Genomic DNA, 13,448 nt, shown 5'->3' with positions numbered 1-13,448 from the left:
AGCCCTCTCGGCCCCCTTTTCCCTCTGGTGCTGCCCGGCCGGTCAGTGACGGGTGATGTATTGCTGCAACTCCTGGCAGATGGCCTCCGCGTCCTCCTTGGTGCGCATCAGGGCGATGAAGGTATCGTCGCCCGAGAGAGTGCCGATCACGTCGAAATCCCACTGCATCGAATCGAACATCTCGCAGGCCGCGCTGGCCATGCCGGGATAGCAGCGCACCAGCAGCGTGCAGCCGGCCCAGTCCGCCTTGAGCACGGATTCCCGAAAGATGGTCTCAAACCGCCCCTGGGAATGCCGCGGTCCGCTGGCGGAGGCACTGGAGACATAGCGGTATTTGCCGTCGCCCACCGCCGCCTTCACAAGGTGCAGCTGCCGGATGTCCCGGGAAACGGTGGCCTGCGTAACGGAAAAGCCCGCCTCATTGAGGTAAGCCAGAAGGTCTTCCTGCCGGTCGATGGGGTATTGTTCGATCAGCTCCAGGATCTTTGCGTGTCGGTCGTTTTTCATTGGAATCACCTGCCACGAAGTTTTTTGTCAATGGCATCGAACTGATCCGTGCCATTAAAGGTTATAAGCTTTACACTCTTTTCCGAGAGTTTTGCGTGCAATTCACCGTTTTCCGGCAGAGGGATCTCCTGTTCCCCGTCGGAACTGACGAGGATGGGGCCCCGCTGATCCGGCCCGGGCCGCACGGTGATGCGGCGATCGGCGGCAAAGACGATGGCCGGCCGCTGCAGGCTGTGAGCGCAGATGCTGGTGACCACAAGGCCGCGGATGCGCGCGTCCAGAATGGGGCCGCCGGCGGACAGCGAATAGGCGGTGGAACCGGTGGGGGTAGCCAGGATGACCCCGTCGCCCCGGCAGTTGCTCACCGCTTTTCCGTCGCAGTAGATATCCAAATCCACCGTCTGCCGCCGCTGCCCGCTGTAGATCACCAGATCGTTCAGCGCGATCAGCGGTGCCTCGGCGCCGGTGCATTCCGCCTGCAAAAGGGCCCGGTGCTCCACCGCAAACTCTCCTTTGGCCAGCTTGAATAGTTTTGCGCTCATCTCGTCCAGTTCGCAGGTGGCCAGAAAACCGGTGCGCCCCAGATTGACCCCCAGCACGGGCAGCCCGTGGCGGGCGCATTCTTTGGCGGCGTGGAGCATGGTTCCGTCGCCCCCCACCGTGACCACCGCGTCCGCCTCGGCCAGCGCCTGTGCACCAGGCAGGCGGACAACGCCCGTGGGCGGCTCAAAACCGGATTCTCCGGCCAGGACCACCCGCGCGCCCGCCGCCAGCAGCAGCGACGCCGCCCTGGCCAGTACCCGGGCGGTCTCGGGTTTTGCGTTGTAGCCTGTCAGGCAGACCGTCATGGACAGCACCCCTTTTCCCGGTAGTTACAGCGCGGCGTGCGCCGCCGCCACCACGGCATCCGCCAGCGACGGATCCAGCGGCGTCGGCGCTTCGCTTTTCTCCACGAACATCAGAAACTCAATGTTCCCCTCGGGGCCCTTAATGGGCGAGTATTCCAGCCCGCTCACCGAGAAACCGTTGTCTGTCGCGTAGCCGGCGGCCTGCAGGATGACCTCCCGATGGGTCTCGGCCTCCCGCACCACACCCTTCTTGCCCACCTTTTCGCGGCCCGCCTCAAACTGGGGTTTTACCAGGCAGACGCCGGCGGCGCCGGGCGCGGTGACCGCCTGCGCCACCGGAAAGATGTGCTTGAGGGAGATAAAAGAGACGTCCACGCTGAAAAATTCCACCGGCTCGGCGAGCATCTCCGGCGTGACGTTGCGGATGTTCGTGCGCTCCATGTTCACCACCCGGGGATCGGTACGCAGTTTCCAGGCCAGCTGGCCGTAGCCCACGTCCACCGCGTAGACCTTGACCGCGCCGTTTTGCAGCATACAGTCGGTGAAGCCGCCGGTGGAGGCGCCGATGTCCATGCACACCTTGCCGGCGGGCGTGAGCGGAAAGGCCTTCATCGCCTTTTCCAGCTTGAGGCCGCCGCGGCTCACATACCCGATGTCGTGCCCCCGCACCTCTACCTGGGCGTCCTCGGCGATCATCTGACCGGCCTTGTCCGCCTTCTGCTGGTCCACGAATACGATGCCGGACATGATGAGCGCTTTGGCCCGCTCCCGGCTGGGCACAAGGCCGTTTTGGCACAGATACTGATCGAGACGAATTTTCAATGGGTCACTCCTCACAGACGGCCGCCGCCAGGCTGGCCCCGTCCAGACCCAGAACGTTCCGGATCTGCGGTACCGTGGCGTGCGGCAGTGTTTGGCGGGCCGAGATGCCTTTGTGGATGAACCGGCCCTGATAATTTTGCGCTGCCAGCTGGCGGGCGAGATGTTCGCCGATCCCGCCGGCGGCGATGCTGTCCTCCGCAAAGAGGATCACGGGATACCGCAGCAGCGCCTTGCACAGCCCCTCCGGCAGGGGGTACAGCTGTACCAGCTTGTACACGTCCGCCTGGCGGCCCTTCTGCCCCAGCAGCTGCGCCGCCGCCAGCGTCTCCTCGGTCATGCTGCCGTAGCTGACCAGCGCGACGGAGGCGTCCGGCTGCGAAAGGCAGCGGTCAAAGGCGTCGCCGCTGCAGCCCAGCGCTTCCAGCGTCTGGCTCTGCCCGCCCCGGGGATAACGAATGGCCCGGGGGCCGGTGAGTTTGTCCACCACAAAAGTGAGCCAATGGTCCAGTTCCGCGTAATTGGAGGGCGCATAGATCGGAATGCCAAGCTGGCTGAGGAAGGCGGTGTCGTAGATGCCCTGGTGGGTCTCGCCGTCGCCGGGAACAAGGCCCGCCCGGTCGATGGCCAGCACCACATTGTTGTTCATCAGCTTCACATCGTGGATCAGTTGGTCATAGGCGCGCTGCAAAAAGGTGGAGTAGATGGCCACCACCGGCAGCATCCCCTGGCTGGCCAGCCCCGCCGCAAAGGTCACGGCGTGCTGTTCCGCCATGCCCACATCAAAAAAGCGCTCGGGGAAGCGGCGGTAGAAGAACTGCAGCCCGGTGCCGTACTTCATGGCCGCCGTGATGGCACAGATGTTCGGCCGCGTTTTGGCCAGTTCCACCAGATCGTTGCCGAACTGGGTGGAGAAGGAGGCGTCCGGCGCCACGTCAGGGTCGGTGATGTGCGCCGGGTCGAAGGAGGACACACCGTGAAATTCACCGGGGTTCTCCTCCGCAGGATTAAAGCCTTTTCCCTTTACAGTGATCGCATGGATGAACACCGGAGCGTACTGGGTCTGCAAATTGGCGAACAACTCGCTCAGGCGCTGCACGTCGTGCCCATCCACCGGGCCCAGGTACTGAAAGCCCATCTCCTCAAACATGGTGGAGTGGTAGATGCCCCGGCGCAGCAGCGCCTTGCCGGCCTGCAGTGCGTGCACGATGGGCTTGCCCACGCCGGGAATGGCGCCGAGCACGGTCTCCAGGTTGGCCTTGGCCTTGGAATACTCCGGGTTGGTGCGCAGCTGGGTGAGATACCGCGCCAGAGAGCCCACATTCTTGGAGATGGACATCTTGTTGTCGTTCAAAATGACGATCAGGTTGTTGAGGGTGTCGATGTTGTTCATCCCCTCGTACACCATGCCGCCGGTGAACGCGCCGTCACCCACCAGGGCGATGACCTTGCCGGGCTCGCCCTTGATCTTTTTGGCCTGGGCCATGCCGATGGCCACCGAGATCGCGGTGTTGCCGTGGCCGGCCACAAAGGCGTCGTGCACGCTCTCCTTCGGGTTGGGAAAGCCGGAAATGCCCCCCAGCTGCCGAAGGCTGTCAAAGCGCTCCCGCCGCCCGGTGAGGATCTTGTGGGTGTAGCACTGGTGGCCCACGTCAAAGACAAACTTGTCCTGAGGCGTGCTGAACGCCCGGTGCAGCGCGACGGTGAGTTCGATGGTGCCCAGGTTGGAGGACAGATGTCCCCCCGTTTTGGACACGTTTTCAATCAAAAACTGCCGTATCTCTTCACACAACGGCTCCAGCTGGTCGGCCGGCAGCGCCTTGAGTTGCTGCGGGTCGTTCACCTGCTCCAACAAAGGGTAACCCATGTCACCCGCCCTTTCCATTTAAATGATCGGGATGAGCCAGCCCACGACCACACCCACGATGGCGCCGCCCAGTACCTCGAAGGGGGTGTGGCCCACCATTTCCTTGAGCTTTTTGTCGCCCAGGAAGGGGCTGTTGGCGCTTTCCGCCTCCATCCAGTCGGTGAGCATCCGGTTCAGGATCTTCGCCTGCTCACCGGTCTCCCGCCGCACCCCCATGGCGTCGTACATCACGATGATTGCCATGATGAACGCCAGGGCGAAGATGGCGGAATCCGGCCCGTAAAGCCGGGCCGCCGCCACCACCAAGGAGCAGACGGTGGCGGAGTGGGAGCTGGGCATCCCGCCCGAACCCCACATCCGCTCCAGAGAAAACCGGCCCAAAAGCAGGCCGTTGAGCAGCGTTTTAAGGACCTGCGCCACCAGCCAGCCGGTCAGTGAGATGGACAGAAGATAATTGAACCCGTACACTTGTTTGAACAGTTCCAAAAACGATACTCCCTTTCAAGTGCGCCGGCGGAGAAGGCTCCCGGCCAGCGCTGTCAAAAACTCCGATCGTTCGCCGTACGCCCGTTCCAGCCGGCCGCAGGCCTCCGCATTGATCTTCTGTGCCAGGTCCATGGCACCCTGGGGACCATAGAGGGTGGCGAAGGTAGTCTTGTGATTCTCCGCGTCGCTGCCCACAGGTTTGCCCAGTTCCTCGCTGGTGCTGGTCACGTCCAGCACATCGTCCACGATCTGAAACACCAGCCCCAGATCGTAGGCGAACTGTTCCAGCCGGCGGCAGTCCTCTTCGGCGCCGTCGGCGGCCGCGGCGCCCATCTGCATCGCCGCGTTGATGAGCGCGCCGGTCTTGTTGCGGTGCACACGGCGGAGGACGTCTTCCCCTGTGGGCTGGTTTTCATACTGGAGGTCCAGTTCCTGCCCGTACACCATCCCCGCGCTGCCGGCGCCGTGGGCCAGCGCCGCCGTGGCCCGCACCCGGGCGGCCTCACTGACGGGCGCGCCCGCGATGGCCTCAAAGGCCTCGGTGAGCAGAAGGTCCCCCGCCAGCAGTGCCGTCGCCTCGCCAAACGCCTTGTGGCAGGACGGCTTGCCCCGGCGGAAATCATCGTTATCCATGCAGGGCAGATCGTCGTGGATCAGCGAATAACAGTGCAGCATCTCCACCGCGCAGGCCAGCTGCGCCGCCTGCTGCGCCCGGCCGCCCAGCAGTTCGCAGGCTGCCATGCACAGCACCGCCCGCACCCGCTTGCCGCCGGCCAGAAGGCTGTACCGCGCCGCCTCGCACACCCGGCTGCCCACGGGCAGAAAGCGGTCGCAGCACACGGCGATCTGCGCGTTGAACAGGGCGAGATATTCATCATAACGCTGCCGGTAGTTCATGGTTCCTCGCTCCCCTCCTGCGGCTGTGCCAGCGCGGCGATGCGCTCGTCGATGGTCTGCATCTTCAGCCGTGCCTTATCCAGCGCGCTGGTGCAGTATTCCGCCAGCACGGCAGTCTCGGTGTAAAGGGAGATGGCCTCCTCCAGCGGGGTGTCCGGGCTGGCCAGGCGGTCCAGCAATTCCTGCAGGCGGGCCATGCCCTCCTCAAAGCTTTTCGGATTTTTCATCAAAGTCCTCCTGTGTCTGGCTGACCTGTTCCACCTGGCAGCGGGCTTCCGCGCCCGTCCCCTGCAAGCGGATGGTCTGCCCCGGCTGCAGCGCCGCCACGGGCAGGTATCCGCCCGCCTCGTCGCGCACGACGGCATACCCGCGGCCCAACACCGCGTAGGGGCTCAGAGAGTGGGCCAGGGCGCAGGCAGACGCCAGCGACCGCCCTTTTTCCGCCAGCAGGCCGGCCTTGGCCTCTTGCAGCGCACCGCAAAGCGACAACAGCTTGTCCTGTTTGGGCCGGCAGAGGGATTCGCCGGTAATGCGGCCCGCCTGCCGGCGCGCCGCAGCAAGTTCATTATAGCACAAATTCAGCCGTGAATGCATATATTCATGAATATTTGACAAGATGGTGCATACTTTTTTTCGCTCCATCTCCCGGTCGGGGGTGGCAAGCTCCGCCGCGGCGCTGGGTGTGGGCGCCCGCAGGTCCGCGACGTAGTCCAGGATGGAGACGTCGATCTCATGCCCTACCGCGCTGATGAGGGGCGTTTTGCAGGCATAGGCCGCCCGGGCGATCCGCTCGTCGTTGAACACCCACAGATCTTCCCGGGAGCCGCCGCCCCGGGCCACGATGATGACGTCGGCAAGGCCGCTTTTGTCCAGCGCGGCGATGGCGTCACAAATCTCCTGGGCCGCGGCAAGGCCCTGGACGTTCACCCCCGCCAGCAGCAGTGTGGCCAGGGGCCAGCGGCGGCTCAGCACGTTCCGGATGTCCTGCAAGGCGGCCCCGGTGGCGCTGGTGACCACCCCGATGCACCGGGGATAGGCGGGCAGCGGCATTTTGTGCTCGGGGCGGAACAGGCCCTCCTGTTCCAGCCGCGCCTTCAGCTGATCAAAGGCAAGCTGTGCAGCGCCCAGCCCGTCGGGGAACAGATCCTGCACATAGACCTGAAAGGACCCGGTGGCCTCGTAGAGGCTCACCCGGCAGCGCACCACAACACGCATGCCGTCCTGGGGAACAAAGCCGAGCCGCCGCGCCTCCTGGCGGAACATCACCGCCTTGACGCTGGCCCGCTCGTCCTTCAGCGTAAAATACCAGTGACCGCTCTTTACATGGTTCACAAAGCCGCTGATCTCCCCACGCAGCGCCAGGTCTGCCAGAAAACCGTCCCCGTCCAGCACCGACTTCACATAGCGGTTGAGGGCGGTCACGCCGATCACATCAGTCATGGCACACCTCCCGCCCCGCCAGCAGGGCGACGCCGATGGCGTTGTCGCTGGAGAACCGCCCGGGCACAAAGTGCGCGCCGGGCAGCCGGCCCGAAAGTTCTTTCTGGATGACGTCGCTGCTCATCACACCGCCGGCGAACACCACCGGCAGATCCGGGTGGCTCATGCGGGCGTTGACCACCATTTTGTACGCCGTTTCGGCAATGCACAAAAGGCAGTAGCGGCACACATAGGCCTGGCTTTTACCGGCGGCCAGCAGCTGGTTGCACTGATTTTCCAGCCCGGAGAGGCTGCACTGGGTTCCCTTCACGCTGGACTTTGGGCGGATGGGTTCTGTGCACTGCGCCGCCAGTTCGCTCACCTTCGCGCCGGCGGGAAACGCAAACCCCAGCCGCACGCCCACCCGATCGACCGCCTGCCCGGCGTACAGATCGGTGCTGGTGCCGATGCACTCCACGCTGTCAGCGCCCTGGCAGAGCAGCAGATCGGTGGTGCCGCCGGAGACGTGGAACACCAGCGCCTGCCGCGAAAACAGGCTCTCGTCCCCGCTGGCGTACAGCGCCGCCGCGATGTGTCCCTGCTGGTGGGTGGTCTGCACGAGGGGGATGCCCTTCGCCGCGCTGAACGCCGTCGCTGCGGAGATCCCCGCCAGAAAGCAGGGCATATACGACCCCTCCACCGGGCGGGGCCGGGCGGAGACGCCCACCGCTTCGACCTTTGTCAGATCGACCTGAGCCGCCAGTTCTTCCAGCAGCCCAGGCAGGGCTGCCGTGTGGTGGAACAGCGCGTCGCTCTGGCGCAACCCCAGCTGGCCGGCCCGCACCGGCAAAAACTTCTTTTTATCGCAAACAACCTCTTTGGAGCAGGTGTCGTACACCGCCAAAGAGGTTGCGTAGTTGCTTGTATCAAACCCCAGTGTCAGCATGGCTCACACCTGGGCGGGCTCGCCGCTCTCCAGGCCCAGCTGGCGCACCACATTGCCCAGCAGCCCGTTGACGAACTGATAGTCGGTCTCGCCGGCGTATTTTTTGCACAGTTCCACCGCCTCGTTGATGGCGACGCCGGGCAGCTTTTCCGGCCCGTAGGCAGCTTCCGCGATGGCCAGGCGCAGCACCGTCAGGTTGACGCGGGGGATGCGCTCCAGCGTCCAGCCCTTGAGGTTCGCGCGGATGAGTTCGTTGATCTCGGCGCTGTGGTCATAGTAAGCGGCGAGCAGCGCCTGGGCGAACTCGTCCAGCGGGTAGTCCCCCGCTTCGTTGGCCCGCTCGATCACATCGGCGAGGGGCATATCGTCAAAAGTGGCGGCAAAAGCGGCCAGAAACGCGTTTTCGCGGGCGGCGCGGCGGGATAATTTCTCCATTTTCGTTCCTTTCACAGCGAGCGGCCCCCCCTGCGTGGCGCGGGAGGGCCCTGGCGTTTTTTGTTGGTTCGTCGGCTTATTCCTCGGTGGGCTCCGGGCGGACCTGCACGCCGGCCACGATCACATTCACCCGGGAAACGGTGATGCTGGTCATGCTCTGCACGGCGGCCTTGACGTTCTTCTGCACCTTTTCGCACACCGAAGGAATCCTGGCGCCGTAGAACACGACGATCTGCAGCGTGAGTTCGGCCACATCGTCGGTCAGGCTGACCGCCACGCTCTTGGATTTGGAGAGCAAGCCCTTCACGCCGGCAGCGGCAGGGCTGACTTCCTTGACGCCCTCGATCTCCAGCGCAGCCATGCGGGCGATCTTGGCGATCACTTCGGTGGAAATCTGCAGGCTGCCATTCACAACGCAGGTATTTGAAACGTCCATACCCGGCCCTCCCAAAACAAGCTTTTTTGCGTCCATGCCGCGGCATGGGAACTTCCCTGTTATTATACCATCATCCGCCCGATTCTACAACTGTTATTTTACCTCCACGATGGTGATGTTCTGGGCGGTGACCTTGCACTTGCTCAGCACGATATCCCGGATCTGGGCCACCTCTTCCTTGGTGAGGCCGTCGCTGGTGGTCATCACGGTCACATCCACCGCGTCCCCGTCGATGAAGGCGACGCAGTCCACAAAGCCCTTGGCTTTCACCAGGTTTTCGATGTCGCTCTCGGCGGTGATATGGTCGATGGTGGCGGTGAGTTCGGCGGTGAGTTTATCCTTCTCCTCGTCGGAGAGTTTCGCGCTCTTCAGGCTTTTCTGCAGGGTGTCCAGCGCCTCGTCCCGGGATTTGGTGCGGGAGAGACGCGCCTGTTCGAAGAACTCCTCGCCGGTGGGCTCCCCCACGCTGACCAGCTGGGCCTCGCCGTAGTTCTTGTCGCCGGTGGTCACGTCGCCGTCCACCGCCAGCGCGTCGGACACCACACCGGCGGTCACCGGCGCGTTGGCCTCGGCGGCGTCCAGCGCCAGGTCGGTGCTCTTGGCGTACTCCCAATTCAGGTAGACCGCCACGCCCAGGGCGACCACAAGGGTGAGCAGGGTCATCTTCTGGTTCAATTTTTTGCTGCGCATCACGATACCTCCAACTAACTCATTTTTGCTATGCTGATCCGGTTTGTGGACACCCCGGTGAGCACCGAGACCGCCTGGGTGATCTGCGCGTTCACCGTAATGTCGTCCGCGCCCTCGCACACCACGGCAATGCCGCGGATCACCGGTTCCCAGGTCATTTCCACCAGCGCGTCCTGGCCATCACGGGTATCCACCAGAATGTGTTCCAGCTGCCGCTGGCCATTCTCTCCGCCGTCGGTCTCGTCCAGGGCGTAGACCGTTTCCGCGCTGGCGTCCAGCGTGACCGCCACCCGCGTTTTGCCGGCGCCCTGGATGGAGCCGATCAGTTCGGTGAGGGTCTGTTCCAGCTGCCGGGCATATGCCTCGCTGCGCTGCTGGGCGGTCTGCACGGCAGCGGTGTCCACTGACTTCTCCCCGCTCCCGAAGGGAAGCCCGCCGGCGATCAGGAAAAACACGCCGAACACTCCCGCAAAAAACACGAGACTGCCGCGCCCGGCAAGCTGTTTGGGCAGCAGCGCCCCGATCCGTTCAAGTTTCATCTTCCCATCCCTCATGTTTGCGGCGGCGCGGTGTCGAATGTATACGCCGTTTCGTCCAGAAGTTCCTTCGCCAGCGCCAGTGCCTCCTCCGGCTGATCGGTGAAGAGCGTCACCGCCGCCGGCGCATCCGCCGCCGCGGCGGTGATCCGCACCTGCGCGACGACACCCGCGTCGGCCAGCCGGCTCTCCAGCTGCTGCGCAAGCTGTGCTGCGGCCAGGTCGGAGACGTAGGCGGTGTAATCCGCGGGCTGCGCGGCCGTCTCAAAGGAGAGATCCGCAAGCCCCCGCCAGTCCGCTCCGGCCGCAGGGCTGACCACCGATACTAAAATATACAGCGCCAGCACGGTTTTTATGCTCTTGAAACTGCCCTGCCGGGGCAAAAACAGATCCAGCGCCCCGGCCAGGATGCAGGCCACACAGACGTTCAGTGCCCACAGTTTCACCCTTATCCACCTCCCCCCATGGTGATCATCAATGCGGTGGACAGCACCACCAGCATGAAAAAGAACACCAGGAACGACACGCAGATGCCCACGGCCTGCCCCATGCCCTCCAGCACCCGGCCCGCCCGCTCCAGGCCGAAGGCCTTGGAGGCGGCGCCGCCCAGCTGATAGGCGGCGTAATAGAACACGCTCTGTACCAGGATGGGCAGAAAATCGATGGCCAGCACCGCGATGGCGGCAAAGCCCAGCGACCCCTTGAGCACCCGCAGGCCGCTGAGCACGCTGCCCATGGCGTCGGACGCCACGCTGCCCACCACCGGGATGCTGCTGCTGAGCAGGAATTTGCCGGTCTTCATGGCCAGGGTATCCGCGTTCTGCGCCAGCACGCTCTGCAGGCCCAGCACCGCGCCGAACACAACAGACACCAGCCCCAGCAGCCACTTGACCGCCTTTGCCAGCAGTTCGCAGCCGTCGGCCACGCCGCCCACGCCGCACAGGCCGCCGGCGGTGTTCAGCGCCAGATACACCTGCAGCACCGGCAGCGCCGCCGCGCAGATGACCTGGGCGCTGAAATTTGCCATGGTCAGGAACATCCCGCTGTAGACCATGGCCTGCGTGGGCTGGCCGCAGCTGGCGATCACGCCGGAAAAGACAGGCACAAAGCTGACCAGATAGACCTGCCATTGTGAAACGCTCTCGCTCACCGCATTCATCAGTTCCAGGGCCGGGGCAAGGCTCACGGCGAACATTCCCAGCACGCAGACGCTCTCCAGCGGCCGTGCCCAGTCGCCCTGGGGCGCGAGGGCCAGCGCCACCGCCCCCAGCAGCGCCGCGCCCACCAGCTGCACCAGCAGCCGCACCGGCTTTTCAAACTGCTGCCGCGCTGTTTGGAACAGCGCGCCGAGCATTTCTTCCAGCGACGTTTGCTGAAACTCGTCGGCCGTAATGCCCGGCTCGTCCAGCGCCTGCTGCACATCGGGCGGCAGCGTCTCCCCTTCGGCAAACACCCAGGCCGGCAGCATAAACAGCAGGATCAGGATACACACGATTTTTCTCATTGCAAAAACGCGATCAGCGCCCCCATGATCGTTTCAAACAGCGGCAGCGCACACACCAGGATCAGGCAGCGGCCCGCCAGTTCCACCTTCCCCGCGAGGGTGGAAAGCCCGGCGTCTTTGCACACATCCTGCATATTCTGGGCCACCAGCGCAATGCCGGCGGCCTTCAGCACCACCAGAAAACTGTCGCCGTCCAGATAGCCGGCAGCGGCGGAAAACCAGGCCACCAGCGGCTGCGCCAGCTGCAGGATGCGCCCCAGCAGCAGCACCGCGCACAGGCTCAGGCACACGGTGGCATAGGCGGGCAGATACTGGCGCAGCAGCGCGGTGAGCATCGCCGCCACCAGCACAAACGCCGCGATCCCGAAGATCTCCATGGCCCTTAGAGATTGAACAGCGCCTTGATGCTCACGAACAGGTCGCTGATCTGCCGCACCAGCATCGAGAGCACCACGATCAGGCCGGCGAGGGTGGTCATCATGGCTTGATCCTCCCGACCCGAGCGGATCAGCAGCTGATTGAGCACCGCCACGATGATGCCGATGGCGGCGATCTTGAATACCAGGTCAATATCCATTTGCAGCTCCTTTTTCATGGTCAAACCAGCAGCAGCGCCACCAGCGCACCGCAGCACAGCCCTGCTTTGGTGTACAGCTGTTTTGCCTGTTCATACTCCTTTTGGGCCTGCCCCCGCAGGCCTGCGCACCGTTTCAGATAGTAGGCGCAGTGCCGCGCCTCCTCCTGCCCCGCGGCGCTGCCCAGCCGCGCAAAGAATCCCTGCAGCTGGTCCCAGGCGGGCCTGTCCAGCGCGGGCGGGCAGGCAAGATCCTGCAGCTGCGCGCAATCGGCAAGGAAAAGTTCCGGCAGGTCCCGGCGCTGTTGCAGGGTCGAGAGGATTTCCCCCAGCGGCGCGGCACGGTACAGAATTTCGTCCTGCACCAGGGCGATGAGCCGCTCCAGCTGCTCCAGCGCGGCCAGCCGCCGGTGTTTCCTCTCGGTCAGCCAACGTCCGGCGGCCCAGCCCGCAAACACCACAAGCCCCGCCCCCAGCAGACGGATCACCGCGCTCACAACCAGCACACCTGCTTGATAACGCCGGGATGGGAGGCGCCCGCCAGCAGGCCGATGCAGGAAAAACTCTTTGCCAATTGTTCCCGCGTGGCGCAAAAGCGCTGCTCCACCGCCTCCACGTCGTCGCCGTGGACGGTGCAGACAAAACTGACCCCGCCCTTGGACCCGGCGCAGACCGCGGAAAAATCCTCCGCGTCTCCCAATTCGTCGCAGAGGATCACCTGCGGGCCAAGGCTGCGCAGGGCGCTGAGGATGCCCTCCTGCTTGTCGCAGCCGCTGAGCACATCGCAGTGGAGCGGCACCGGCGCGGCAAACCCGCTTGTCCCACAGGGCCAGATCTCCATGCGCTCGTCCACCACCGACACCTTTTTGCCCGCCCGGCTCAACAGGGCGGACACTCCCCGTAGCAGGGTGGTCTTGCCGCTGCCCGGCGGCCCCACCAGCACAAGGCCGCGAAAGGGGCCGAGGATGTGATCCCGCAGCGAGGCGGGCAGTTCGCTCGTCACGGTGCGGGCCACACGGATGTTCAGCGAAGTGACGGCGCTCAGCCCCATCATGGCCTGTCCCTGCAGGTGGAACAGGCCGGCTACCCCCACCCGATGCCCGCCCGGCAGTGTGATAAACCCCCGGGCCAGCTGTTGCTCATAACTGTGCACAGAGTGGTCGCACAGCGAATAAAAGCATTCCTGCAGCTGCGCGTGGGTGAGCGTGGGCCCACCCTGCCCAGGCAGGCAGAATTGGCCGTCGGCGCAGGTCAGCACCACCGGTCTGCCGCTGCGCAGATGGATCTCGTGGACAGTCTGCGCCTGGCGCGGCGGCACCTCCTCCAGCGGGCGGCGCAAAAATCCCGGCAGCCGCCGGATCGCGGTGTAATACTCGTCCATTCTGTTTCACCGTCCTTTGTTTTCTATGGTATGTGCCCCCCCGGCGGGATAGAACAAAAGAACAGAGCGCCCGTCCCCCCTTTGGGACAAGCGCTCTGTCTCA

General features: G+C 64.3%; 19 protein-coding genes. All 19 read right to left on the bottom strand.

Features of this window, described 5'->3' with window-relative positions; genetic code table 11:
* Positions 1–42 precede the first annotated feature (42 nt).
* On the bottom strand, positions 43–507 hold the full coding sequence (locus tag ACH2A7_RS01975) for an arginine repressor (protein ID WP_394959541.1): 465 nt from the start codon (positions 505–507) through the stop codon (positions 43–45).
* A gap of 5 nt (positions 508–512) precedes the next feature.
* A complete protein-coding gene (locus tag ACH2A7_RS01970) occupies positions 513–1,355 on the bottom strand; it encodes an NAD(+)/NADH kinase (protein WP_394959540.1) in 843 nt (280 codons plus the stop codon).
* Between the two features lie 24 nt (positions 1,356–1,379).
* Positions 1,380–2,177, bottom strand: coding sequence for a TlyA family RNA methyltransferase (locus tag ACH2A7_RS01965; protein ID WP_394959538.1), 798 nt, complete (start codon positions 2,175–2,177; stop codon positions 1,380–1,382).
* A gap of 4 nt (positions 2,178–2,181) precedes the next feature.
* Positions 2,182–4,041 carry a 1-deoxy-D-xylulose-5-phosphate synthase gene (gene dxs / locus ACH2A7_RS01960; RefSeq protein ID WP_394959536.1) on the bottom strand — a complete coding sequence of 620 codons (1,860 nt, stop codon included), beginning with the start codon at positions 4,039–4,041 and terminating at the stop codon, positions 2,182–2,184.
* An 18-nt stretch (positions 4,042–4,059) separates the two neighbouring features.
* Positions 4,060–4,527, bottom strand: coding sequence for a divergent PAP2 family protein (locus ACH2A7_RS01955; RefSeq protein ID WP_394959533.1), 468 nt, complete (start codon positions 4,525–4,527; stop codon positions 4,060–4,062).
* Positions 4,528–4,542: 15 nt separating this feature from the next.
* A complete protein-coding gene (locus tag ACH2A7_RS01950; protein ID WP_394959531.1) occupies positions 4,543–5,424 on the bottom strand; it encodes a polyprenyl synthetase family protein in 882 nt (293 codons plus the stop codon).
* Positions 5,421–5,651: an exodeoxyribonuclease VII small subunit gene (gene xseB, locus ACH2A7_RS01945; protein WP_394959529.1), complete on the bottom strand. Its 231-nt coding sequence runs from the start codon at positions 5,649–5,651 to the stop codon at positions 5,421–5,423. The genes ACH2A7_RS01950 and xseB overlap by 4 nt, the downstream gene beginning before the upstream one ends.
* The gene (gene xseA, locus ACH2A7_RS01940) at positions 5,629–6,864 is read right to left on the bottom strand and encodes an exodeoxyribonuclease VII large subunit (RefSeq protein WP_394959527.1); all 1,236 of its coding nucleotides are present in this window, start codon (positions 6,862–6,864) and stop codon (positions 5,629–5,631) included. The genes xseB and xseA overlap by 23 nt, the downstream gene beginning before the upstream one ends.
* Positions 6,857–7,789, bottom strand: coding sequence for a glycoprotease (locus tag ACH2A7_RS01935; RefSeq protein ID WP_394959525.1), 933 nt, complete (start codon positions 7,787–7,789; stop codon positions 6,857–6,859). The genes xseA and ACH2A7_RS01935 overlap by 8 nt, the downstream gene beginning before the upstream one ends.
* Before the next feature lie 3 nt (positions 7,790–7,792).
* On the bottom strand, positions 7,793–8,239 hold the full coding sequence (gene nusB / locus ACH2A7_RS01930) for a transcription antitermination factor NusB (RefSeq protein WP_394959523.1): 447 nt from the start codon (positions 8,237–8,239) through the stop codon (positions 7,793–7,795).
* Positions 8,240–8,300: 61 nt separating this feature from the next.
* Positions 8,301–8,660 (bottom strand): Asp23/Gls24 family envelope stress response protein, encoded by a 360-nt coding sequence (locus ACH2A7_RS01925; RefSeq protein ID WP_394959521.1) that lies wholly within the window; start codon positions 8,658–8,660, stop codon positions 8,301–8,303.
* Between the two features lie 93 nt (positions 8,661–8,753).
* Positions 8,754–9,350 (bottom strand): SpoIIIAH-like family protein, encoded by a 597-nt coding sequence (locus ACH2A7_RS01920; protein WP_394959519.1) that lies wholly within the window; start codon positions 9,348–9,350, stop codon positions 8,754–8,756.
* 14 nt (positions 9,351–9,364) lie between these two features.
* On the bottom strand, positions 9,365–9,889 hold the full coding sequence (locus ACH2A7_RS01915) for a stage III sporulation protein AG (RefSeq protein ID WP_394959517.1): 525 nt from the start codon (positions 9,887–9,889) through the stop codon (positions 9,365–9,367).
* Between the two features lie 11 nt (positions 9,890–9,900).
* Entirely contained in the window at positions 9,901–10,332 is a 432-nt protein-coding gene (locus tag ACH2A7_RS01910; RefSeq protein ID WP_394959515.1) for a hypothetical protein, read from the bottom strand.
* 2 nt (positions 10,333–10,334) lie between these two features.
* Complete coding sequence (locus ACH2A7_RS01905; protein ID WP_394959512.1) at positions 10,335–11,378, bottom strand: hypothetical protein; 1,044 nt, start codon at positions 11,376–11,378, stop codon at positions 10,335–10,337.
* A gap of 8 nt (positions 11,379–11,386) precedes the next feature.
* Entirely contained in the window at positions 11,387–11,767 is a 381-nt protein-coding gene (locus tag ACH2A7_RS01900) for a SpoIIIAC/SpoIIIAD family protein (protein WP_394959510.1), read from the bottom strand.
* 5 nt (positions 11,768–11,772) lie between these two features.
* Positions 11,773–11,967: a stage III sporulation protein AC gene (gene spoIIIAC, locus ACH2A7_RS01895; protein WP_177563735.1), complete on the bottom strand. Its 195-nt coding sequence runs from the start codon at positions 11,965–11,967 to the stop codon at positions 11,773–11,775.
* Positions 11,968–11,987: 20 nt separating this feature from the next.
* Entirely contained in the window at positions 11,988–12,461 is a 474-nt protein-coding gene (locus tag ACH2A7_RS01890; protein WP_394959508.1) for a stage III sporulation protein AB, read from the bottom strand.
* Positions 12,458–13,345: an ATPase, T2SS/T4P/T4SS family gene (locus ACH2A7_RS01885; RefSeq protein ID WP_394959506.1), complete on the bottom strand. Its 888-nt coding sequence runs from the start codon at positions 13,343–13,345 to the stop codon at positions 12,458–12,460. The genes ACH2A7_RS01890 and ACH2A7_RS01885 overlap by 4 nt, the downstream gene beginning before the upstream one ends.
* Positions 13,346–13,448 lie beyond the last annotated feature (103 nt).

Source organism: Candidatus Allofournierella merdavium, assembly GCF_944382735.1.
Classification (GTDB): Bacteria; Bacillota; Clostridia; order Oscillospirales; family Ruminococcaceae; genus Allofournierella_A; species Allofournierella_A merdavium.
Note: the sequence above shows the minus strand (reverse complement) of the source record. Positions and strands in the feature narration are given on the sequence as shown.